Source organism: Azospirillum agricola (genome assembly GCF_017876095.1).
GTDB lineage: Bacteria > Pseudomonadota > Alphaproteobacteria > Azospirillales > Azospirillaceae > Azospirillum > Azospirillum agricola.
Window position 1 is genome coordinate 242,953 of sequence record NZ_JAGINM010000010.1, and the last position, 21,173, is coordinate 264,125.

Sequence of the window (21,173 nt, forward strand, 5' to 3'; positions counted from 1 at the left end):
CCGGATTGGCCAAGACGTTGGCCGGAACGGCCGCCTCCTGGTGGGGCGGCCGTTCCGGCGTCCAGCTCGCGCTGCTCGGCGCCGTGCTGCTGGCGACGGTCTGGCTTGGGAGCAACACGGTCGCCAGCATGGAGCGCTTCGGCATCACGCCGGGCTTCGACTTCCTGCACCGTCCCGCCGGCTTCGAGATCGGCGAATCGGTCGTCGCCTACGCCCCGCAGGACAGCTACGGCCGCGCCCTGCTGGTGGGGCTGCTGAACACGGTGAAGGTGGCGGCGGTCGGCTGCGTCCTCGCCACCCTGCTCGGCGTCGCGCTGGGGGTGGCGCGGCTGTCGGGCAACCCGCTGCTGTCGGTGCTGGCCCAGGGCTATGTCGAGCTGATCCGCAGCACGCCGCTTCTGCTCCAGCTCTTTTTCTGGAGCGCCACCTTCCAGGCGCTGCCCGGCCCGCGCCAGGCGCTCAACCCGCTGCCGGGAATCTTCCTGTGCAACCGGGGCATCCTGCTGCCGGCCTTCGCCGGAGAGGGAACCGGCGGCTGGGTGCTGGCGGCGCTCGCCCTGGCCGGTCTGCTGGCGGTGGCGGGGACGGCGCTGCGACGACGCGCGGATCCGGGTGGCGGCACGTTGTCGGCCGTCGCGGTCGCGGCGGTCGCGCTGGGGGTGCCGGCCGGGCTGCTGGCCGGGGTGCTCGCCAACTCCGGCCTGCCGCTGGCGGTCGAGTTTCCCGAGCTGGCCGGCTTCAACTTCGCCGGCGGAGCCACCGTGTCGCCGGAATTCTCGGCGATGCTGGTCGGGCTGGTGGTCAACGCCACCGCGATGATCTCCGAGATCGTGCGCGGCGGCATCCAGGCGGTGCCGTCCGGCCAGTGGGAGGCGGCCCGCGCGCTCGGCCTGACGCGCGGGCGGATCATGCGGCTGGTGGTGCTGCCGCAGGCGCTGCGGGTGATCGTGCCGTTGATGACCAGCAGCCACCTCAACCTGATCAAGAATTCGAGCCTCGCCGTGGCGATCGGCTTTCCCGATCTGGTCAGCGTCATCAACACCAGCGCCAACCAGACGGGTCAGGTGCTGGAAACCATGGCGATCATGATGGGGGCCTACCTGACGGTGAATCTGGCGGTGTCGGCGGCGATGAACCTGTACAACCAACAGCTTGAACGGCGGGGGCGGCGATGACCGACCACGCGACGGACCACAGGCTGGGCGGGCTGGCACCGCCGCGCAGCACCCCCGAACCGCGCTGGCGGGCGCTGCGCGACGGGCTGTTCGGCTCAAAGCCGAACGCCGTTCTCACGCTGCTGTGCCTCGGGTTGCTCGCCTGGGCGGTGCCGCCGCTGCTGCGCTGGACCCTGCTCGACGCGGTGTGGTCCGGTCCCGCCGACCGTTGCGCCGAGGCGGCCGGCGCCTGCTGGGCCTTCGTCGGCGAGAAGCTGCGCTACATCCTGTTCGGCTTCTACGACGTCGACCGGCAATGGCGGCCGGCGGCGGCGCTGGCGATCCTGGCGGGGATGACGGTGCTGAGCGCGCTGCCGGCGCTGTGGCGGCGGACGACACCCTTGCGCTGGGTCGCCGGCTGGAGCGCCGGGCTGGCGGTGGTCGTGCTGCTGCTGACCGGCGGGCCGGACGGTCCAGCGGTGCCGACCGAGCGCTGGAGCGGCCTGCCGGTGAACCTGCTGCTGGCGACGGTCGGCATGATCGGCGCCTTTCCGCTGGCGGTGCTGCTGGCGCTCGCCCGGCGCAGCCCGCTGGGCGGGGTGCGGCTGCTGGCGGTCACGTTCATCGAGGTGATGCGCGGCGTGCCGCTGATCGCCGTGCTCTACGTCGCCACCCTGCTGCTGCCGCTGATGCTGCCGTCGGGCTCGGCCATCGACAAGCTGCTGCGGGCGCAGATCGCCATCATCCTGTTCGTCTCGGCCTATCTGGCGGAGATCATCCGCGCCGGCTTGCAGGCGATTCCGCCGGGCCAGCACGAGGCGGCGCGCGCGCTGGGGCTCGGATACTGGGCGGCGATGCGGCTGGTGATCCTGCCGCAGGCGCTGCGCACGGTGATTCCGGCCATCGTCAACCTCGCCGTCGGCCTGTTCCAGGACACCACGCTGGTCATCGTCATCGGCCTGTTCGATGTGCTGAACACCGCGCGCAACGCGGCGAAGGACCCGGCCTGGCTCGGCTTCTACGACGAGGCCTTCGCCCTCGCCGCCGTCATCTATCTGATCTTTTGCGTGCTGGCCTCGCGCTACAGCCTTTGGCTGGAGGCCCGGCTGCGGCGCGGCGGCTGAACCGCTCCGGCGGTTGGCTGAGGATGGCGCGTCGGACCGGGCGGAACCGCGCCCTTCCCGAACCGTTCCTCCGGGGCATGAAACCGCAGGAGCGTGAGCCTTGAGCGACGCCATCGGATACAACGGAGCGCCGGTGCCCGAACCGCTGCGCCCGATCCTGACCCGGATCGACGGAATCGACGCGCATCTCCACGACGCCTGCACCGGCAAGGCCGGCGCGGTGGAGCAGGCCGTCGCCACTGCGGGCCGTTACGTCATAAAGCGGCACATCCTGATTCCGGGCTTCGCCGCCACATGGTGCGTCGGAATGCTCGCCGGAAACGACCGGCTGCGCCGGGCCGGGGGGGTGGGCGTGGTCGGGCTGATGGCGACCGCCGCCGCCAGCCGCTCCATCAAGGCACGGATCCGCCGCCGCCGTCCCGACGAATGCCACCCGCGCCTGAAGGCTGGCTACCGCATCAGCGCGCGCTCCTTCCCCTCCGGGCACGCGGCGAGCGCCTTCGCCGCCGCGACCGCCGTTGCCTCGGCCGTGGCCACGCCGGGTGAGGCCGCGCTGGTCTATGGCTGCGCCGCAGTGCTGGCAAGCGGACGCGTCATGCGGCACCGCCATTGGGTGTCGGACGTGCTGGCCGGCGCCCTGCTCGGCACCGCCGTCACACTGCTGGCGCGAACCCTGCTGCCGGGATTTGAGGGGAAACTGGAAGGAAACGACGCGGACCGCTGAATGGGGATCGGCCCGCCTTTCCCTGCCGCCGCTCAGTCCTCGTTCAGCGGCAGCGACACCTGCGCCGCGTCGGCGAGCAGCCGCTTGGCGCGCTTGCCACGCATCTCGACCGCGTCGGCGGTCTTCAGCGGCACGAACCCATCCGGACGGCCGACATTGCCGACGATCGCCTTGAGCAGGTCGATGTTGGTCTTCTGCACCCGGCGGCCACGACGCACCTGGTCGAGGAACTTGGCCGACGGCGTCAGCAGATAGTCGATGGCGTCGATGCGCTTGCCGACCTTGGTGTATTCCTTGTCGGCGCGGTCGAGGATGCCCTCGTCGACCAGCGCGTCGACCGCCGCCGTCACAACCCGCAGCGTGTCGCGCAGCCGCGACCACTCGTTCATGCCGCTGTTCTTGATGATCTCGTCGGCGCTGATGGCGACCGGCTTCGCGTCGTCCTCGGCGGTGTCGTATTCGATCGACAGGCGGTTGTAGAGCCAGCGCGACACCGGCGACTTCAACTTCATCAGCCAGGCGTAGGAGACCGGCTTGAACTCCAGGTCGCGGATGGCGGCGGAGACCAGCGGGTTGAACTCCAGATAGGTCTCCTCGACGCCGCCCTCCTCGTCGGTCAGGTCGGGGCGCGAGCGGATCGCCAGCACCGGGAAGGCGGTGGATTCCAGGATGTTCTGGCCCCGGCTCTTCTTTCCCGGCTCCGGCGCCGGGCCGGTGGAGATGATGATGCGCGAGCGCGCCAGGATGGTCAGCGATTCGCGGATGTCCTGGATCGACAGGGTGTGGTTGACCGCCCGCAGCTCCCGCTGGATCTCGTAGAGGCTGAAGCGCATCTGCACCTTGTCGCGGTTCTCCCCGGTCAGCGACAGGCGCGAGCGGTCCATGGCGAGGCGGCGCACCACCTGCTCGACCACCTGCTCGCGCTCCGACGGGAAGATCTCGACCTCGACCAGATCCGGGGCGGCGCCGGGCGCGCGCTCGCCCCCGCGCGGCGGGCCGTTGCGGTCGATGCGGGCGGGCTGCACGGTCAGGCGGTAGTTGCGGCCGCGAAAGGAGAACTCGCGCCGCACCGACTTGATGAAGCTGTCCTTGGTGACGAGCTCGCCCTTGTCCCTGGCCGTCTTGTCCTTGGCGTCGTTGTCGCGCGAGACGAAGACGAAGCGCGGCGCCAGATCGTACAAGGCGATCAGGTGCGACTGCGACCGGTCCTCCAGCTCGAACAGGATGAGCTGGGCCGCGCTGGTCGGGGCCATCTTGGTCATTCGTCGTGTCTCCGCGTGTCGGCGACCACCATGGCGCGGCGGTGCCGACGGCGCAACAGAACCGAAGGATTCACCACCGGCGGGATGGAGCGGCAGCCCGCGATCATGGCGCCTTTCCCCGCGATGCTGGAGCTTTTGCCCGCGTTCATGGAGCGACAGCTCGCGATGGACGGCCCGCCCCCGCGAATCCGGGTCATGACGGCGCCGACTCCGGAGCGACTCCGGAAGGAACCGGCGGAATCGCGGGCTGCCGCTCCATGCCCTCCTCCTGACGCATGGGGCATCGGTGGGAATCGCGGGCAAAGGCTCCAGCGATCGGCAGTCCCACTCCCTCCACCGCCGCGCCACGGCCATGCTCAGGTCAAAACGGCTGGAATCGCGCGTGATGCCGGACGAACCTCCCCTCATTTCTTGCATCGGATGCCCGTCATCCTGCGCCGCGCCCGCGCTGTTCATGCCGGTCTTCGCCTTGATCTGACTCGCGATTTCGCCGGATTTCGGGAATCGCGGGCAAGCGCTCCATGGCTGGGGAAGCCAATCGCGGGCAAAGGCTCCAATTCCGCGGGGAACCGCGCCAGGATCCCGATTCGGGCGGCAAACGCGGGCAAGAACTCCAGGGTCGCGGGCTGTCGCTCCAAGGTCGCGAGGAAAGACTTCCGGTGTGCGGGCAAAGGCTCCATGGAGCGGTTGCCCGCGATTCGACTTTCCCGCCGCCCGCTCCGAATCCTCCGCACCAATCAGGAGCCCGCGACGGGTGGAGGACAGCAGCAGCATGACCGATCCTTGCAAGCACACAACGGCCGAACGGCCTGCCGGCGAACGCTGGGGCCGGATCCCGGCCTGGTGGCTCGACCACCCCGATCTCGACGCCGACGGGCTGGCCGTGCTGGCGGCGCTCAGCACCTTCGCCGACGAGGCCGGGGTGTGCTGGCCGTCGCAGGCGACGCTGGCCGCCAAGCTGAAGCGCAGCCGCCCCACCGTGAACCGCATCCTCGGCCGATTGGAGGCTCTGGGCCTCGTCGCCATCGAGCATCGCAGCGCAACCAACGGCGGCCGCCTGAGCTGCCGCTACCGGCTCAGCCTCAGCCCCATCGCGGGCCGGGACTCCATGTCCTGTGGCCGAACTCCCCCTGACTCGCGGACTGACTCCCCCTGTTCAGCGGCGAGTCAGGAACAGCCCCAACCAGAACAGATTCCAGACTCGCTCCCCTCGGGCGCGCCGGGTGGGCATCCGCGGACAAGCCGACGGCCGGACATCGCCGTCGCCCGGACGGTTCCGGCCGACTGGATCCCGAGCGACGCCGACCGGCTCTGGGCGGCGAGCCGCTTTCCCGATGCCGACCTGGATGCCCACGCCGAACTGTTCGTCCGCCGTTGCCAGGCGCACGGCTACCGTTACCACGACGTGGGCGCCGCATGGCGCTCCTGGCTGCTACAGGACATGCCGAAGACCGCCCCGCGGGCATCCCACACCCGCAAGACGGTTCCATCGGTCTCCGCGCCGGCCAAGCGCGCCGCCGAGGCCGAACAGCGCGTCTCCGCCTGGGCCAGCGTCGCGGCCCAGCTGAACGGCAGCCTGCCACACGCCGTTCCCGCCTCCTCGCCCTGCCCCTCCTCGCCCTGGATGTGACATGAGCATTCCGCAACCGAGCCCCCTGCACACATTGCCACCCGCCTCGCCACTGCCCTTCGACCCGGCGATGGCCCCGGCCCAGCGCAGCCGGATGCTGACCGAGGCGCTGCCCGAACCGCTGCGCGCGCTGCTCGCCGGCGGGCGGGTCGAACGGCGCAGCCGCTTCACCGACGACGGCTTCACCGGCATCGCCGAGGAATGGACGCCGCCTGACGGCGTCACCCCGCGCCACGCCGCGATGGCCCGCCGCGCCCTGGCGGAGATCGACGGCGACATTCTCGCGCCCGCCCCGGCCAACCATCTGCTGGGCCGCGTGCTGGCCCTGCTCAGCCATTACCCGGCGAAGGCGACGACGCTCGATGTGGAGCGTTTGCTCGCGATGGACTGGGCCGACGATCTCGGCGAGTTTCCCGCCTGGGCCATCGACCACGCCGCGCGCGTCTGGCGCCGGTCGCGCAAGTGGCGGCCGAGCATTGCGGAGATCCGCGATCTGTGCGAGGACGCCTGCGCCGCCGAACGTGCGCTTGCCGACCGTCTGCGCGCCGTCGCCCAGGCCGGGGAGGCCGCCTCCAGCGACCGGCCGGCGCCCGTCCACCGTCTGGTGACCGGGGCGGTCCGCCGGATGCCGCGCTGACGGAACGCTCGGGCGCGTTCCCCTGTCCTCAAAGCTAAGACATGTCTTAGGTTTGAACCGCGGCGCGCGTCTGCTACACATCGGTCGAACGGTTCTTCTGCGAAAAAGGGTGTCGGGAATGACGGACGGCAAGGGCGCGGCGCCGGTCAGACGGCTGCTGGTCAACGGTCCGAAGGGCGGAATCGGCAAGACGACGCTGAGCCGCAACATCGCGGTGGCGGCGGCGCTCGACGGCTGTTCGGTGGCGACGCTCGATCTCGACCCGCAGCGCAGCCTGACCAAATGGTTCGCCAAGCGCCCCGACGGCATGGTGCCGATCACGCATTTCGAGGCGGGCATGACCCCCTCCGACATCCGCGACGCGCTCGCCGGGATCGAGGGCTTCGACCTGCTGGTGATCGACACGCCGCCCTCCATCGAGGACCATCCGGAGGAGTTCAAGCTGCTGGCGCTGTCCTCCGACCTGATCGTCGTGCCGACCGGCCAGTCCGACGACGACCTGGATTCGGTGCGGCCCTGGATGCGCTTCGTCCGCCGCTACGGCAAGAACGCCGCCTTCGTCATGAACCGCGTCAAGCCGCGAACCCGCGGCTTCACCGAGGCGCAGCGCAAGCTGCTCGGAGACGGCCGGATCTGCCCGGTCGAGGTGCCCGACTACGAGGACATCCAGTTCACCGCCGGGCGGGGGCTTGGCCTGCTGGAGCTGAAGGGCGGCAAGGGCGTCGAGCACATGGCCGGCGTCTGGGCCTTCGTCCGTCACGAGCTGGAGCTGAGGCAATGAGCGGGTTCAAGCAGGTCTCCAAGGCGCAGGCCCGCCGCCACATGGCGGTGGACGAGCGGATCGAGCGGATGGCGGAAGCTCCGCTGGATCTGATCCGCCGCGAGGAGTTCGTCCACGAGATCGCGACCCTGTGGCGCAGCGCGCAGGAGAGATTCCTGCTGATCGGCCGCTACCTCGTGCAGGCACGCAGCCGGCTGCCCCATGGCGAGTTCCAGGCGATGGTCGAGAACGAGCTGCCCTTCGGCTATCAGGTCGCCTACCAGCTCCGCATGGTCGCCGAGGCGGTGGACAGCGGCCGCCTGCCCGGCACCAAGCTGCCGCCGAGCTACGCCACCGTCTACCAGTTGGCGACCCTGACGACGGAGCAGCTCCGGCTGGCCGACCAGCGCAACCTGATCCGCCCCGACGTGACCCGGCCGGAGATCGTCCGTTTCAAGCGCGATCTGCGGCAGGCCGGCGTGATGGCCGCCGCCGGTCTGCCAGAGGCGCCCGGCCGCCGCGAGGCGCTGCTCGCCGAACGCGAGCGCCTGCGCGCCCGTCTGGCCGCCGTCGAGGCGGAACTGGCCGAACAGGTCGGGGGCTGAGGAGGGATCGATTGGACGCCGCTCCAGCGCTTGCCATGCTATGCTGCGGTCCGTTCTGAACGCGGGCATGGGCGGTGGGGCGGGCGATGCTGGATCTGAAGTCGCTGGAGACCTTCATCTGGACCATGCGGCTCGGCGGGTTCCGCCGGGCGGCGGAGCGGCTCAACACGACGCAACCGGCGGTCTCCGCCCGCATCGCCCAGCTTCAGGACGAGCTGGGCGTCCTGCTGTTCGAGCGGGTCGGGCGCCGCGTCGCCCCGACCCCGCAGGCGATGGTGCTGCTGACCTACGCCGAGCGGATGATGGCGTTGCGCGCCGAGCTACTCGACGCCGTCGCCGACCGCCAAGCCATCCGCGGCGTCATCCGGCTGGGCGTCGCCGAGACCGTCGTCCACACCTGGCTCAGCCGGCTGATCGAGCGGCTGAACGCGCTCTATCCCGGCGTCTCGCTGGAGATCGAGGTCGAGACCTCGCCCAGCCTGCGCGAGGCGCTGCTGCGCCATGAACTCGACGTCGCCGTGATGCTCGGCTCCTACACCGACATCCGCTTCAAGACGGTGCCGGTCGGCAACTACCCGCTGGGCTGGGTGGTCAGCCCGTCGCTCCCCATTCCGGCGGAGCCGGTCTCGCTCCAGGATCTCGCGGCCTGGCCGATCATCACCTTCTCCCGCACCACCCAGCCCTACGGCGTGATCCGCGAGATGTTCTCCTCCATCGGGCTGCCGGTGCGGATGTTCGGCAACAGCTCGCTGGCCAGCGTGGTGCGGATGGCGCTCGATTCCGTGGGCGTCAGCGTCATTCCCACCGCCATCGTCCAGCGCGAGCTGGCCGACGGGCGGCTGCGGCTGGTCCGCTCGCAGTCGCCGCTGCCGAACCTGTCCTTCTCCGCCGCCTACCCGGCCAACCAGGACAACCACATGGCGGTGGTCGTCGCCCGGCTGGCGGTCGAGGTTGCCGCCGAGTACGGCGCTCTGCACGCGCTGGCGGACACCGGGCAGGCTGCCGGCGATCTGGCGGCCGATTGATAGAACCCGCTTATCAATCCGGATCAAAAGAAACGATTGGACGGCATCGTTACTGTTCGTGGCATCATTCGTTCAGGGCGCACTCACAATCAGCCGCAAAGGCACGCGCCCCCGCCAGCGACGAAGAACGACGGCACTGAACAGAGGAGCATTCACGATGCGGTTTACGGTTGCGAAGGCCATCGGCCAGGGCGCCACCCGCCGGCAGGCGATCACGCGGATGATGGCGACGGCGGCCTTGCTGGCGACCACGGCCTTGGGGGGCCTGACGCTTGGTGTGGGCAGCGCGCGTGCGCAGGAGGAGATCCGTATCGGCGTGATCTACCCGCTGACCGGTGCGGCGGCCTCCACGGGGGTGGAGCTGAAGGCGGCGGCGGAACTGGCCGCCTCCATCGCCAACGGCGAGATCCCGGCCCCGCCCGGCCTGGTCGCCGGTGCCGGCATGCCCCGCATGAAGGGCGCCAAGATCAGGCTGATCTTCGGCGACCACCAGGGAAACCCGCAGGTCGGCGCCACGGAAGCGGAGCGGCTGATCACCAGCGAGAAGGTCGTCGCGTTGACCGGCGCCTACTTCTCCAACGTCACCGCCACCGCCAGCCAGGTCGCCGAGCGCTACGGCGTGCCCTTCCTGAACGGCGAATCCTCGTCGGCGACGCTGACCCAGCGCAATTTCAAATGGTTCTTCCGCACGACGCCGCACGACGACCTGTTCGTCACCAACTTCTTCACCTTCCTCGGCGACATGGAGAAGAAGACCGGCAAGGAGCTGCGGACCATCGGCCTGTTCAACGAGAACACGCTGTGGGGCAACGAGACGACCAAGCTCCAGGTCAAGCTGTCGGACGAGCGCAAGTTCAAGATCGCCGAGAAGATCCTCTACCCGGCCAAGACCACCCAGATGACGTCGGAGGTGCAGCGCCTGAAGGCCGCCAACCCGGCGATCATCATGCAAAGCTCCTATCTCGGTGACGCCATCCTGTCGATGAAGACCTACAAGGAGTTGGGCTTCTCGCCGAGCATGCTGCTGGCCAACGACGCCGGCTTCAACGACAGCGAGTTCCTGAAGACGCTCGGCAAGGACGGCGAGTACATCATCAGCCGCGAGGTCTGGGCGCTCGACCAGGCCGAACGCAACCCGCTGATCCGAAGCGTCAACGAGCTGATGCTGGCGAAGGCCGGGGTGAACTTCAACGGCAACTCGGCGCGCGCCTTCACCGGCATCGCCGTGCTGGCCGACGCCATCGACCGCGCCGGGGCGACGACGCCCGACGCCATCCGCAAGGCGTTGCAGGAGACCAACATCCCGGCGAGCGGCCTGATCCTGCCCTGGAAGGGCGTGAAGTTCGACGCCAGCGGCCAGAACGAACTGGGGCAGGGCATCATCGTCCAGGTGCAGGACGGCAAATACGTGACGGTGTGGCCATTCGACGTGGCGACCAAGGACATCGTTTACCCGATGCCCGCCTGGGACAAGCGCTGAGGCGCCGAGCCTTTTCCGAGCGAGGGTTCGCGCCCTCTCCCGTCTCTCGCGCAAACGTAGTTTGCGCTGACGGCGTCAGGCGGATCGAAGATCCGCCGAGAGCCCCGGAAGAGGGCATGTCCTGAGCCCTCCGGCCCACCTTGTCTCATGGGGGCGCGGCAATGACCGCCGACATTCTTCTCCAAGTGCTCGTCTCGGGCCTGCTGATCGGGCTGATCTACGCGCTCGTCGCCGTCGGCCTGACGCTGATCTTCGGCGTGATGGACATCGTCAACTTCGCCCACGGCGAATTCCTGATGCTCGGCATGTACGCCAGCTTCTGGGCCTTCGCGCTGTTCGCCATCGACCCCGTCGTGGCGCTGCCCTTCACCGCGCTGCTGCTCTTCGCGGTCGGCGTCATCGTCTACCAGACGGTGATCCGCCGCATCCTGAAGGCGCCGATGCTGTCGCAGATCTTCGCCACCTTCGGGCTGATGATCCTGCTGCGCGGGCTGGCGCAATTCTTCTGGAAGCCCGATCACCGGCTGATTCCGCACACGCTGGTCAGCGGCAACGTGGTCCTCGGCCCGGTCCAGTTCGGCCTGCCGCAGGTCGTCGCCGCGCTGGGCGCGGTGGGCGTCACCGGGGCGCTGTGGTTCTTCCTGCACCGCACCCGGCTCGGCACCGCGCTGGAGGCGACCGCCATCGACCGCGAGGCCGCCACCCTGATGGGCATCGACGGGCAGAAGATGTTCGCGCTGGCCTGGGGCATCGGCGCGGCCTGCGCCGGCATCGCCGGCGGGCTGATCGCCACCTTCTTCCCGATCTTTCCGGAGGTCGGGGCCAGCTTCATCCTGATCGCCTTCGTCGTCGTCGTGCTCGGCGGCTTCGGCAGCGTCACCGGCGCCTTCCTGGCCGGCATCATCGTCGGCCTGATCGAGGTGCTCGGCGGCTTCCTGATCGGCCCGGAATACAAGACCGCGCTGGTGCTGTCGCTGCTGCTGATCGTGCTGCTGGTGCGCCCGAAGGGCCTGTTGGGGAAAGCGTGATGACGAACGGACACGTCACTGATTGGCGCAAGGCGGCGGGGGCGGTCGCCCTCCTCGCCGGCGCCGCCCTGCTGCCGCTGCTGATCAGCGACCCGGCGCGGCTGAACTTCCTGGTCCTCATCCTGATGGCCGCCCAGATGGGTGTCGCCTGGAACATCGTCGGCGGCTACGCGGGGCAGGTCTCGCTCGGGCACGCGGTGTTCTTCGGCATCGGCGCCTATACCTCGACCATGCTGGCGATCGGGCTCGGGCTGACACCCTGGCTCGGCTGGCTGGCCGGCGGCGCCGTGGCGGTGCTGTTCGCGCTGGCCATGGGCTGGCCCTGCTTCCGCCTGAAGGGCCATTATTTCGCCATGGCGACCATCGCGGTGGCCGAGATCGTCCAGATCCTCGTCACCAACAGCGAGTTCCTGGAGGGCGCCGTCGGCCTCTACCTGCCGATGGACCGCAGCGGCCCGGCCGCCATGGTCTTCCTGTCCAAGCTGCCCTACTACTACATCATCCTGGGATTGCTGGTGGTGACGGTGCTGGTTGCCTGGGCGATCGAGCGCAGCCACATCGGCTATTATTTCCGCGCCATCAAGGACGAGCCGGAGGCGGCCCGCGCGCTGGGCGTCAGCCTGACCCGCTACAAGCTGATCGCGCTCAGCGTCTCGGCCTTCCTGACGGCGATGGGCGGCAGCTTCTACGCCCAGAAGGAGATGTTCATCGATCCGGGCTCGGTGCTGGCGACCTCGATCTCGATCAAGATCGCGCTGGTCGCCATCCTCGGCGGGGTGGGGACGCTGCTCGGCCCCGTGCTCGGCGCGGCGATCCTCATCACCATCGAGGAGTACAGCCGCACCCTGTTCGGCAGCACCGGATCGGGCACCGACATGATCATCTACGCCGCGATGATCATCCTGGTCGCCGTCTTCAGCCCGTCGGGCGTGCTCGGCCTGCTGTCCGACCTGCGTCGCCATCTTCCCGGGGGCGGCGCCAAGCCGAAAAAGGCGTCGAAGAGCGCGGAGATCCGGCCATGAATGCTCCCCATCTGCTGGCCGTCGACGGCCTCGGCAAATCCTTCGACGGGCTCGTCGCCAACCGCGACATCAGCTTCGTCATCCACGCCGCCGAGATCGTCGGGCTGATCGGCCCCAACGGGGCGGGCAAGACGACGCTGTTCAACTGCCTCGCCGGCTTCCACACCCCCACCAGCGGCCGCATCGCCTTCGAGGGCCGCGACATCACCGGCACCACGCCGGAGGCCGCCGCCGCGCTCGGCATCGCCCGCACCTTCCAGATCGTCCGGGTCTTCCAATCGATGACGGCGCTGGAGAACGTGATGGTCGGCGCCATGCTGCGCAACAAGCGGGTGCCCGAAGCGCGGCGCAAGGCGGAAGCCGAGCTGGCCTTCGTCGGCCTGACCCACCGGGCGGACAGCCCGGCGTCGGATCTCACCGTGTCGGAGCAGAAGCGGCTGGAGGTCGCCCGCGCGCTCGCCACCGGGCCGAAGCTGATCCTGCTCGACGAGGTGATGGCCGGGCTGAACCCGACCGAGGTGCGCGAGGCCTCGCAGCTCGTCCACCGCATCCACCGGCGCGGCATCGCCAGCATCATCGTCGAGCATGTGATGGAGGGCATCATGCCGATCGCCCACCGCATGCTGGTGCTGGACTACGGCGCCAAGATCGCCGACGGCACCCCGGCGGAGATCGCCGAAAACCCGGCCGTGATCGCCGCCTATCTGGGGGAGTGAGCGCGATGCTCGAGGTCCGCAACATCCAGTCCAGCTACCGTCGCGTCCCCGCCATCCGCGACGTCAGCCTGACGCTGAACAAGGGCGAGGTCGTCGCCATCGTCGGCGGCAACGGCAACGGCAAATCGACCACGCTGCGCGCCATCGCCGGGCTGAACGCGCTCGACGGCGGCTCCATCACGCTGAAGGGTCGGAATCTGGCGAGCGTCCCGGCGCACGACCGGGTCCGCCAGGGACTCGTGCTGGTGCCGGAGGGGCGCCGCCTGTTCCCGCGCCTGACGGTGGAGCAGAACCTGATGCTGGGCGGCTTCACCACGACCGACACCCACAAGCGGCAGGAGACGCTGCAATTCGCCTACGACACCTTCCCGGTGCTGGGCGAGCGGCGGCGCCAGCAGGCCGGCACGCTGTCGGGCGGCGAGCAGCAGATGCTCGCCATGTGCCGGGGCCTGATGAGCCAGCCCGACCTGCTGATGCTCGACGAACCCTCCTGGGGTGTGGCGCCCAAGCTGGTGACCCGCATCTTCGAGACCATCCAGACGATCCGCGCGCGCGGCATCACCATCCTGCTGGTCGAGCAGAACATCCACCGCGCGCTGGAGATCGCCGACCGCGGCTACGTCATCCAGACCGGCCGCGTGGTGATGGAGGGCAGCGGCAAGGACCTGCTCGGCAACGACGAGATCCGGCAGGCCTACCTGGGCATGTGAGTTTCTCCGCCTTTTTTTCTCCTTCTCCCCACCCTTTCTCCAAAGGAGGGAGAAGGCCGGGATGAGGGGGGCGGCGCAGCCGAAATCGTCCGGCAAGCGCAACCCCCTCACCCCAACCCTCTCCCCGGGGGGGAGAGGGGGCTATCACCCCAATCCCCGGACCATCACCCCATGACCAACCCCACCTCTCCCTCCGCCCCCCTCTCCGCCGCCGCCGAGCGGCAGCGCATCCGCTCCGGCGCCCACAATGGTCCGACCGCCGGGCTGGCGCCCGGCCATGTCCAGGCCAATCTCGCCATCCTGCCGGCCGACTGGGCGGGCGACTTCCTGCGCTTCTGCCAGGCCAACCCGAAGGCCTGCCCGGTGCTGGCGGTGTCGGAGGTCGGCGACCCGGCGCTGCCCACGCTCGGCCGGGACATCGACATCCGCAGCGACGTGCCGCGCTACCGCGTCTACCGCGACGGACTCCTCGCCGACGAGCCCACCGACATCACCGCCCTGTGGCGCGACGATTTCGTCAGCTTCCTGATCGGCTGCTCCTTCTCCTTCGAGGAGGCGCTGCTGGCCGACGGCGTGCCGGTGCGCCACATCGCGCTCGACCGCAACGTGCCGATGTACGAGACGAGCATCCCGTGCGTCCCGGCCGGCCGCTTCTCCGGCACCATGGTGGTGTCGATGCGGCCGATGGTTCCGCGCGACGCGATCCGCGCCATCCAGATCACCTCGCGCTTCCCCTCGGTCCACGGCGCCCCGGTGCATTTCGGCGATCCGGCCGCCATCGGCATCCGCGACATCGCCGTCCCCGAGCATGGCGAGGCGGTGCCCATCGAGCCCGGCGAGGTCCCGGTCTTCTGGGCCTGCGGGGTGACGCCACAGGTCGCGATCCGCAACGCCCGCCCGCCCATCGCCATCGCCCACAGCCCCGGCACCATGCTGATCACCGATCTGCTGAACACCCGGCTCTCGGTGCTGTGAGCCCTTCCGCGATCCAGGAGGAGCCATGAGCGAGATCCCCGTGTCTTCGCCGCCCGCCCTGTCCCCCCGCCTGCTGCCGGCGGGCGACGGCGCGCTGGTGGTCGAACTGGGCGAGGGCATCGTTCCCGCCCTCAACGCCGCCGTCCACCGGCTCGACCGCCGCATCGCTGAGGCCGGCCTGCCCGGCGTGGTCGAGACGGTGCCGACCTACCGCTCGGTGCTGGTCTCCTTCGACCCGGCGCTGACCGATCCCGATAGCCTCGGCCGCGCCCTGCTGGATCTGGCCGAAGGGTTGTCGGAGGCCGCCCCCGAGCCGCAGCGGCGCTGGGTCGTCCCGGTCTGCTTCGGCGGCGCCCATGGCGAGGATCTCGACGAGGTGGCACGCCGCGCCAGGCTGACGACGGCCGAGGTGGTGGCCCTGCATTGCGCCGCCGACTACCGGGTCTACATGCTGGGCTTCTCCCCCGGCTTCGCCTATCTCGGCGGGTTGCCGGAGATCCTGCACCAGCCCCGCCGCCAGAACCCGCGCATGATGACGCCGGCCGGCAGCGTCATCCAGGGCGGCGCCCAGGCGGCCATCTCCCCCACCGCCATGCCCAGCGGCTGGCACCTGCTGGGACGCACGCCGGTGCGGATCTTCGACCTGCGCCGCGACCAGCCCTTCCTGCTGGCGCCCGGCGACCGCGTTCGCTTCGTCGCCGTGCCGGCCGTCGAATACGATCGGCTTGCCGCCCGCGCCGGGTTGCTTCCCGACCGGGAGACGGTCGCGGACGATGCCCCCACCGACCGAGGAGCGGCGGCATGACCGGCAGCCATTTGCGCGTCGCCGCCGCCGGTCCAAGCTCGACCGTGCAGGACCGCGGGCGGATCGGCTACCAGCGCTACGGTGTGTCGGTGGCGGGGGCGGCCGACCCGCTGCTGCACGCCGCCGCCAACGCGCTGGTCGGCAACCCGGCCGGCGAGGGCGCCGTCGAGTTCACCCTGGCCGGCGACAGCCTGACGGTCGAGGGCGGCCCGGTCCGCCTCGCCGTTGCCGGCGCCGCCGCCCTCACGGTCGACGACGAGCCGGTTCCGGCCTGGACCAGCCTGCGGCTGCGCGACGGCCAGACCCTGCGGATCGGGGCCCTGCGCGAGGGCGTGCGCGGCTATTGGGCGGTCGAGGGCGGCTTCACCCTGGCCCCCGTGCTGGGCAGCGTCGCCACCCACGCCCGCACCGCACTCGGCGGGCTGACCGGCGGGGCGCTGAGGGCCGGCGACCGGCTGCCGCTATGCCTCGACACCGCAACCGACCGGGGGGAACTGATGCTGGACCCGTCACTGCTGCCGGCGCGGGGGGATGATCTGCGCGTCGTGCTCGGCCCGCAGGACGACGCCTTTACGCCGGCGGGCATCGCCGCCTTCCTGGAGGAGAGCTTCACCGTCAGCCACGAGGCCGACCGCATGGGCTACCGGTTGAACGGGCCGGCCATCGAGCACGCGCGCGGATTCAACATCACCTCGGACGGAATTCCGCTGGGGGCGGTGCAGGTGCCGGGCACCGGCCGGCCCATCGTGCTGCTGGCGGATCGCCAGACCACCGGCGGCTATCCGAAGATCGCCTGCGTGATCGGCCCGGACGTGGCGGCCCTGGCCCAGAAGCGGCCGGGCGAGTCCGTTCGGTTCCGGAGGATCGCCCCGGCCGACGCCCGGACGCTGCACGCCCGCCACCGTGCCCTTGTGGCCAGCCTGCCCTCCCTGCTGCGCCCGGCCGGTGGTTTCGCCCTGACCGACAGCGCGCGCATGTTGGGTTTCAACCTGATTGGCGGCATGGTGACGGGCTGGGAGTGAGCGGACGAGGACTGGATTGCAACGAGGAAAGGACCATCGCATGACGGCCATCGATCTGAACTGCGACATGGGGGAGGGGTTCGGCGCCTGGGCGATGGGCGACGACCGGGCGATGCTCGACATCGTCACCTCGGCCAACATCGCCTGCGGCTTCCACGCCGGCGACCCATCGATCATGGCGGAAACCGCCCGGCTGGCGCGGGAGAAGGGGGTGCGCATCGGTGCGCATCCCGGCTTCGACGACCGCGCCGGCTTCGGCCGCCGCGCCATCCGGGGCGACGGCCCGGCGGCGATCGAGCGGATGGTCGCCTACCAGATCGGCGCGCTCCAGGGCTGCGCGGCGCTCGCCGGGCACCGCGTCACCCATGTGAAGCCGCACGGCGCGCTCTACAACATGGCGGCGGTCGAGGCGGATCTGGCGGCGGCCATCGCCCGCGCGGTCAAGGCGGTGGATCCGTCCCTGCTGTTCGTCGTCCCGCCGCTCAGCGAAATGGACAAGGCCGGCGAGGCGTTGGGGCTGCGCGTGCTGCGCGAGGCCTTCGCCGACCGCACCTATGAGGACGACGGCACGCTGACACCGCGCTCGGTCTCCGGATCGGTCATCCACGACCCGGAGCTGGCGGCGGAGCGGGTGGTCCGCATGGTGCTCAACGGGGCGGTGACCAGCCGGCACGGCACCCGCCTGCCGATCGTCGCCGACACCATCTGCGTCCATGGCGACTCGCCGAGCGCCGTCGCCATGGCCGCCGCCGTCCGCCGCGCGCTGGAAGCGGCCGGCGTCGCCGTCCGCCCGCCGGCACCGTGACGGCCGTCGGCGATGGTACGGCGGACCTTCCCGGCCGCCACGCGCCGCCTCCTGGATGAGAAGCCGGATGGGCGTGTCGGGCATGCCCGGCAGGCGCGGGGAGTCGACTGCACTGGCGGTGCGGCCTGTCATCGGGTAGAGACGGCGCCGCTGCCACGGACGGACGCGCCATGATCCTGATTCCCGTCGAGTATGCCTGCCCGGCGCAGGCCTTCCGCCGCTGGAGCGGCGCGCCTTGGGCGATGCTGCTCGACAGCGCCGCCCGGCACCCGGAGCATGGGCGTTTCAGCTACCTCGTCGCCGACCCGGTCCGCACGGTTGAAGCCGTGGACGGCCGTCTGCTCCTGGACGGCGCGCCGGCCGTCGGCTGCCCCTTCGACGCGCTGACGGCCCTGTTGGCGCAGGCACCATCGATGGCGCGGCCGGGTGCCGGTCCGGTGCCCTTCACCGGCGGGGCGGTGGGCTTTCTCGGCTACGAAGCGGGGCGCTTCCTGGAGCGGCTGCCGGCCCGTCACGGCAACCCGGGAGGCCAGCCGGATCTCGCCTTCGGCCTCTACGACGTGGTCGCCGCCTTCGACCACGCCGAGCAGCGGGCCTGGGTGATCGCCGCGACGCCGCAGGCCGAGCCCCGCGCCCGCGCCATGGCCGCCCGCTTCGCCGACCCTGTCCCGCCGCCCGGACGGATCGTCCCGGCGTCCTGGCGCGGCGAACTGACCCGTGACGAATACCGCGCGAAGATCGAGCGAGTGCTCGCCTACATCCGGGCCGGCGACATCTATCAGGCGAACTTCACCCAGCGCTTCCTGGCCGACCGTCCGGCCGGCTTCGATCCTTACGCCCTGTTCGAGCGGCTGCGCGGTCTCAGCCCAGCGCCTTTCGCCGCCTTCCTCAACCTTGGTCCCCGCCTCGCCCTGGCCAGCGCCTCGCCGGAGCGCTTCCTGCGGCTGGAGCCCGACGGCCGGATCGAGACCCGTCCGATCAAGGGCACCCGCCCGCGTCGTGCCGACCCGGCCGCCGACGCGGCGGAGGCGGCGGCCCTGTGTGCCAGCGTCAAGGACCGGGCGGAGAATCTGATGATCACCGACCTGCTGCGCAACGACCTGGGCCGGGTGGCTCGGGTCGGCAGCGTGCGGGTGCCTGTGCTCTACGGGCTGGAGAGCTTCGCCTCGGTCCACCACCTTGTCTCGGTCGTGACGGCGGCGCTGCGTGCCGGGTTGGGGCCGGTCGACCTGCTGCGAGCGACCTTCCCCGGCGGCTCGATCACCGGGGCGCCGAAGATCCGCGCCATGGAGATCATCGACGAGCTGGAGGTCGCCCGGCGCGGAGCCTATTGCGGGGCGATTGCCTGGATCGGTTTCGATGGCGCGATGGACAGCAGCATCGTCATCCGCACCCTGTCGGTGACGCCGGATCAGGTGATCGCCCAGGCCGGTGGCGGCATCGTCGCCGATTCGGATCCATTGGCCGAGCACGGCGAGATGATGGTGAAGCTGCGCCCCCTGTTGCGCAGCTTGGGGGAGTTTTTCTGGACGGAACCATAAATTTGTCTCTGGTGCACTTGGAATAGCCTCAGAAGGGAATGGTACCTAAAAAAGACAACATTCCTTTTCTGGTTCACGTTGCAACCAATACGCGTGTCATTGGGCTTTGTTAGCGAGCACCTGATAGCATCATCTTGAAATCGATCAGCCTATGACAGTGACCGGTTCAGCTGAGCGCTGTATTCAGTGATCGGAATACACAATAGCTGTCCTGTATTATCTCAGAGAACCATGAATGAGATTCTCTCCTGGTCGTTTTGATGAGTGCGTTGATGGCGTCTCGCTATGCGACGGACCACCGCCGGCAGAGCGAAGGCAAGCAATCCAGCGAGACGTGTTGTGCCTGCTGAAGCAGTTGCATGAGCGCTAACGCCTTTATTGATCATTGTGTCGGATATAGCAGAGTTTTTGGTGCATCGTCCTATCTGTTGCTGCCATCATTATCAGGATGACAAAGCAAAAACCCTGAGGTGTAGCCTTTGTTTGAGCAGCGAATGCGGTAGGACCCATTTTGAGTCTATCAGAGACCCTTTGTGCGCCTTTAAGGCTGCTTGCCCTAATTGAGATTGGCTTTTATCCCTAACCAATACCTGTATTCTTTTCAATGCCCTTTATTGCACCTAATGCTTCCTATTTAATGAATGTTCACTATGGGAAATTTTTTTAACGGAAGATTGCGCATGCCCATAGAAGCATCACAACAACAAAGCTAGGAAATGTCAGTTAGAATAATGGTTTCCAGCGAAATTCAGATGATCATCATGGACACTATGTTTCCCAAAATGGGTTCGAAATTATTTTGATGACGTAAATATAATATTTATTCCTATTTGCCAAACATGTTCTCATGTTGATTGCTTATAATATGCCTGAACGGTGTGAGATTTGGTAATTATGAATGGATATATCCTGTGTTTTATTGATAAAATCTCAAATTAATGACCACATCATGAGGACTTCTTAAGTTGTGGGGGGCACGATGACAGTTGAGATCAAGTTGCGTATTATGGGCGCGCGCGCTTGCTTTTCCCGAGCCGAGTTCAAGACCGAACGTGCCTCCTATGAGGTGATCACGCCCTCCGCCGCCCGTGGCATCTTCGATGCCGTGTACTGGCGCCCCGGCCTGCGCTGGGTCATCGACCGCATCCACGTGCTCACCCCCATCCGCTTCCAGTCGCTCAGCCGCAACGAGGTCGGTGATCGCGTCCCGGTCGCCACCGTGCGCCACGCCATGCGCACCGGTGACCTTCACGCCCTGCCGCGCGCCGCCGCCGACAACCGTCAGCGCCGCGCCGCCACCATCCTGGTCGAGGTCGACTATCTGGTCACCGCCCACCTCATCCTGACCGACGACGCTCCGGTCGGCGACCGGCTGGACGAGCCTTTGGCCCTCGCCACCCGCCGCGCCCGCCGCGGCCAATGCTTCCGCACCCCGTGTCTCGGCACCCGCGAGTTTCCCACCGACGTCGCGCTGTGGCAGGGACCGCCGCCGGCGCACCGGCTGCCCGACGACCAGCGCGACCGTTATCTCGGCCTGATGCTGCTCGACATCGACGACGCCGCCGACCGCGCCTCCCGCTTCTTCCACGCCGTCCTGCGCGACGGCGTCATCGACGTTCCGCCCTTCGTCGCGGCGGCGGTGCGGCCATGAGCGTCCTCGCCGCCCTCACCGCCCACTACCGCCGGCTGGAGCGCCGCCACGCCGTTGCCCCCTTCGGCTACAGCTCCGAGGCCATCGCCTTCGGCCTCGTGCTCGCCGCCGACGGCGAGCCGGTCGCCTGCGACGACCTGCGGCTTGGCGGCAAGGCGCCGGGCCGGGGCCAAGCGCTGACGGTGCCGCGCTCGACCAAGCGCTCGGGGATCCGGCCGCCGCCCTTCTTCCTGTGGGACAACAGCCGTTACGTCCTCGGGCTCGGCCGTTCCGCGGAGGGCGGCGAGCCCATGGCCTACGCCGCCCGCGCCACCGCCTTCCCCGTCTGGCACGAGCGGCTGCTCGATCACGTCCCGTTGAGTGGTGTCCGAACGTGAGGCTGGTCCGCCGGTGCGCTCCCCTTAGTACTACTTTGGCAGTTTCTGGGTGATGGAGTGAACTGAAACCTGTTGTACATCTGAGAAAACGATCTTGGCCGGAGGCACTCATGCTGGACG

General features: G+C 69.0%; 22 protein-coding genes. 20 read left to right on the forward strand and 2 right to left on the reverse strand.

Annotated features, from left to right (window positions below; all coding sequences use genetic code 11):
- Positions 1-5: 5 nt before the first annotated feature.
- From J2847_RS17055 to J2847_RS17065, 3 genes are all read left to right on the forward strand, one after another.
- Complete coding sequence (locus J2847_RS17055) at positions 6-1,175, forward strand: amino acid ABC transporter permease (RefSeq protein ID WP_209780103.1); 1,170 nt, start codon at positions 6-8, stop codon at positions 1,173-1,175.
- Positions 1,172-2,278: an amino acid ABC transporter permease gene (locus tag J2847_RS17060; RefSeq protein WP_209780104.1), complete on the forward strand. Its 1,107-nt coding sequence runs from the start codon at positions 1,172-1,174 to the stop codon at positions 2,276-2,278. Before J2847_RS17055 ends, J2847_RS17060 begins: the two co-directional genes overlap by 4 nt.
- A gap of 100 nt (positions 2,279-2,378) precedes the next feature.
- Positions 2,379-3,002 carry a phosphatase PAP2 family protein gene (locus J2847_RS17065; protein ID WP_209780105.1) on the forward strand — a complete coding sequence of 208 codons (624 nt, stop codon included), beginning with the start codon at positions 2,379-2,381 and terminating at the stop codon, positions 3,000-3,002.
- 32 nt (positions 3,003-3,034) lie between these two features.
- Here the strand turns inward: J2847_RS17065 and J2847_RS17070 are convergent, their stop codons facing one another.
- Positions 3,035-4,264, reverse strand: coding sequence for a plasmid replication protein (locus J2847_RS17070; protein WP_209780106.1), 1,230 nt, complete (start codon positions 4,262-4,264; stop codon positions 3,035-3,037).
- Positions 4,261-4,461 (reverse strand): hypothetical protein, encoded by a 201-nt coding sequence (locus J2847_RS17075; protein WP_209780107.1) that lies wholly within the window; start codon positions 4,459-4,461, stop codon positions 4,261-4,263. Before J2847_RS17075 ends, J2847_RS17070 begins: the two co-directional genes overlap by 4 nt.
- A gap of 575 nt (positions 4,462-5,036) precedes the next feature.
- Between J2847_RS17075 and J2847_RS17080 the strand changes: the two genes are divergently transcribed.
- The 17 genes from J2847_RS17080 to J2847_RS17160 all read left to right on the forward strand — a co-directional run bounded on the left by J2847_RS17080 (position 5,037) and on the right by J2847_RS17160 (position 21,053).
- Positions 5,037-5,894 (forward strand): helix-turn-helix domain-containing protein, encoded by an 858-nt coding sequence (locus J2847_RS17080; RefSeq protein ID WP_209780108.1) that lies wholly within the window; start codon positions 5,037-5,039, stop codon positions 5,892-5,894.
- Between the two features lies 1 nt (position 5,895).
- A complete protein-coding gene (locus J2847_RS17085; protein ID WP_209780109.1) occupies positions 5,896-6,531 on the forward strand; it encodes a hypothetical protein in 636 nt (211 codons plus the stop codon).
- Between the two features lie 118 nt (positions 6,532-6,649).
- Positions 6,650-7,312 (forward strand): ParA family protein, encoded by a 663-nt coding sequence (locus J2847_RS17090; protein ID WP_209780110.1) that lies wholly within the window; start codon positions 6,650-6,652, stop codon positions 7,310-7,312.
- Positions 7,309-7,896 carry a hypothetical protein gene (locus J2847_RS17095; protein WP_209780111.1) on the forward strand — a complete coding sequence of 196 codons (588 nt, stop codon included), beginning with the start codon at positions 7,309-7,311 and terminating at the stop codon, positions 7,894-7,896. Before J2847_RS17090 ends, J2847_RS17095 begins: the two co-directional genes overlap by 4 nt.
- Before the next feature lie 86 nt (positions 7,897-7,982).
- The gene (locus J2847_RS17100) at positions 7,983-8,921 is read left to right on the forward strand and encodes a LysR family transcriptional regulator (protein WP_209780112.1); all 939 of its coding nucleotides are present in this window, start codon (positions 7,983-7,985) and stop codon (positions 8,919-8,921) included.
- A 157-nt stretch (positions 8,922-9,078) separates the two neighbouring features.
- On the forward strand, positions 9,079-10,401 hold the full coding sequence (locus tag J2847_RS17105) for an ABC transporter substrate-binding protein (protein WP_209780113.1): 1,323 nt from the start codon (positions 9,079-9,081) through the stop codon (positions 10,399-10,401).
- Between the two features lie 161 nt (positions 10,402-10,562).
- Positions 10,563-11,429: a branched-chain amino acid ABC transporter permease gene (locus tag J2847_RS17110; RefSeq protein ID WP_209780114.1), complete on the forward strand. Its 867-nt coding sequence runs from the start codon at positions 10,563-10,565 to the stop codon at positions 11,427-11,429.
- A complete protein-coding gene (locus J2847_RS17115; RefSeq protein ID WP_209780115.1) occupies positions 11,429-12,451 on the forward strand; it encodes a branched-chain amino acid ABC transporter permease in 1,023 nt (340 codons plus the stop codon). The genes J2847_RS17110 and J2847_RS17115 overlap by 1 nt, the downstream gene beginning before the upstream one ends.
- Positions 12,448-13,167: an ABC transporter ATP-binding protein gene (locus J2847_RS17120; RefSeq protein ID WP_209780116.1), complete on the forward strand. Its 720-nt coding sequence runs from the start codon at positions 12,448-12,450 to the stop codon at positions 13,165-13,167. The genes J2847_RS17115 and J2847_RS17120 overlap by 4 nt, the downstream gene beginning before the upstream one ends.
- A gap of 5 nt (positions 13,168-13,172) precedes the next feature.
- Positions 13,173-13,877, forward strand: a complete 705-nt coding sequence (locus tag J2847_RS17125; protein ID WP_211114768.1) for an ABC transporter ATP-binding protein — start codon at positions 13,173-13,175, stop codon at positions 13,875-13,877.
- Between the two features lie 171 nt (positions 13,878-14,048).
- Positions 14,049-14,852, forward strand: a complete 804-nt coding sequence (locus J2847_RS17130) for a putative hydro-lyase (RefSeq protein ID WP_209780118.1) — start codon at positions 14,049-14,051, stop codon at positions 14,850-14,852.
- A gap of 25 nt (positions 14,853-14,877) precedes the next feature.
- Complete coding sequence (gene pxpB, locus J2847_RS17135) at positions 14,878-15,657, forward strand: 5-oxoprolinase subunit PxpB (RefSeq protein WP_209780119.1); 780 nt, start codon at positions 14,878-14,880, stop codon at positions 15,655-15,657.
- Complete coding sequence (locus tag J2847_RS17140; RefSeq protein ID WP_209780120.1) at positions 15,654-16,679, forward strand: 5-oxoprolinase subunit C family protein; 1,026 nt, start codon at positions 15,654-15,656, stop codon at positions 16,677-16,679. The genes pxpB and J2847_RS17140 overlap by 4 nt, the downstream gene beginning before the upstream one ends.
- A gap of 40 nt (positions 16,680-16,719) precedes the next feature.
- Complete coding sequence (locus tag J2847_RS17145; protein ID WP_209780121.1) at positions 16,720-17,484, forward strand: LamB/YcsF family protein; 765 nt, start codon at positions 16,720-16,722, stop codon at positions 17,482-17,484.
- A gap of 170 nt (positions 17,485-17,654) precedes the next feature.
- Complete coding sequence (pabB, locus tag J2847_RS17150; protein WP_209780122.1) at positions 17,655-19,025, forward strand: aminodeoxychorismate synthase component I; 1,371 nt, start codon at positions 17,655-17,657, stop codon at positions 19,023-19,025.
- Between the two features lie 979 nt (positions 19,026-20,004).
- The gene (gene cas5c / locus J2847_RS17155; RefSeq protein ID WP_209780123.1) at positions 20,005-20,676 is read left to right on the forward strand and encodes a type I-C CRISPR-associated protein Cas5c; all 672 of its coding nucleotides are present in this window, start codon (positions 20,005-20,007) and stop codon (positions 20,674-20,676) included.
- The gene (locus J2847_RS17160) at positions 20,673-21,053 is read left to right on the forward strand and encodes a type I-C CRISPR-associated protein Cas8c/Csd1 (protein ID WP_209780124.1); all 381 of its coding nucleotides are present in this window, start codon (positions 20,673-20,675) and stop codon (positions 21,051-21,053) included. Before cas5c ends, J2847_RS17160 begins: the two co-directional genes overlap by 4 nt.
- The last annotated feature ends 120 nt before the right edge of the window (positions 21,054-21,173 follow it).

Excerpts from the sequence above, each read along its gene's own strand:
- J2847_RS17145 (WP_209780121.1), top strand. The coding sequence starts at position 16,720 with ATGACGGCCATCGATCTGAACTGCGACATGGGGGAGGGGTTCGGCGCC.
- J2847_RS17090 (WP_209780110.1), top strand. The coding sequence starts at position 6,650 with ATGACGGACGGCAAGGGCGCGGCGCCGGTCAGACGGCTGCTGGTCAAC.
- J2847_RS17070 (WP_209780106.1), bottom strand. The coding sequence starts at position 4,264 with ATGACCAAGATGGCCCCGACCAGCGCGGCCCAGCTCATCCTGTTCGAG.
- J2847_RS17125 (WP_211114768.1), top strand. The coding sequence starts at position 13,173 with ATGCTCGAGGTCCGCAACATCCAGTCCAGCTACCGTCGCGTCCCCGCC.
- J2847_RS17120 (WP_209780116.1), top strand. The coding sequence starts at position 12,448 with ATGAATGCTCCCCATCTGCTGGCCGTCGACGGCCTCGGCAAATCCTTC.
- J2847_RS17160 (WP_209780124.1), top strand. The coding sequence starts at position 20,673 with ATGAGCGTCCTCGCCGCCCTCACCGCCCACTACCGCCGGCTGGAGCGC.
- pxpB (WP_209780119.1), top strand. The coding sequence starts at position 14,878 with ATGAGCGAGATCCCCGTGTCTTCGCCGCCCGCCCTGTCCCCCCGCCTG.
- J2847_RS17140 (WP_209780120.1), top strand. The coding sequence starts at position 15,654 with ATGACCGGCAGCCATTTGCGCGTCGCCGCCGCCGGTCCAAGCTCGACC.
- J2847_RS17095 (WP_209780111.1), top strand. The coding sequence starts at position 7,309 with ATGAGCGGGTTCAAGCAGGTCTCCAAGGCGCAGGCCCGCCGCCACATG.
- J2847_RS17115 (WP_209780115.1), top strand. The coding sequence starts at position 11,429 with ATGACGAACGGACACGTCACTGATTGGCGCAAGGCGGCGGGGGCGGTC.
- J2847_RS17110 (WP_209780114.1), top strand. The coding sequence starts at position 10,563 with ATGACCGCCGACATTCTTCTCCAAGTGCTCGTCTCGGGCCTGCTGATC.
- J2847_RS17130 (WP_209780118.1), top strand. The coding sequence starts at position 14,049 with ATGACCAACCCCACCTCTCCCTCCGCCCCCCTCTCCGCCGCCGCCGAG.
- J2847_RS17075 (WP_209780107.1), bottom strand. The coding sequence starts at position 4,461 with ATGACCCGGATTCGCGGGGGCGGGCCGTCCATCGCGAGCTGTCGCTCC.
- J2847_RS17080 (WP_209780108.1), top strand. The coding sequence starts at position 5,037 with ATGACCGATCCTTGCAAGCACACAACGGCCGAACGGCCTGCCGGCGAA.
- J2847_RS17085 (WP_209780109.1), top strand. The coding sequence starts at position 5,896 with ATGAGCATTCCGCAACCGAGCCCCCTGCACACATTGCCACCCGCCTCG.
- J2847_RS17105 (WP_209780113.1), top strand. The coding sequence starts at position 9,079 with ATGCGGTTTACGGTTGCGAAGGCCATCGGCCAGGGCGCCACCCGCCGG.
- pabB (WP_209780122.1), top strand. The coding sequence starts at position 17,655 with ATGATCCTGATTCCCGTCGAGTATGCCTGCCCGGCGCAGGCCTTCCGC.
- J2847_RS17100 (WP_209780112.1), top strand. The coding sequence starts at position 7,983 with ATGCTGGATCTGAAGTCGCTGGAGACCTTCATCTGGACCATGCGGCTC.
- J2847_RS17060 (WP_209780104.1), top strand. The coding sequence starts at position 1,172 with ATGACCGACCACGCGACGGACCACAGGCTGGGCGGGCTGGCACCGCCG.
- cas5c (WP_209780123.1), top strand. The coding sequence starts at position 20,005 with ATGACAGTTGAGATCAAGTTGCGTATTATGGGCGCGCGCGCTTGCTTT.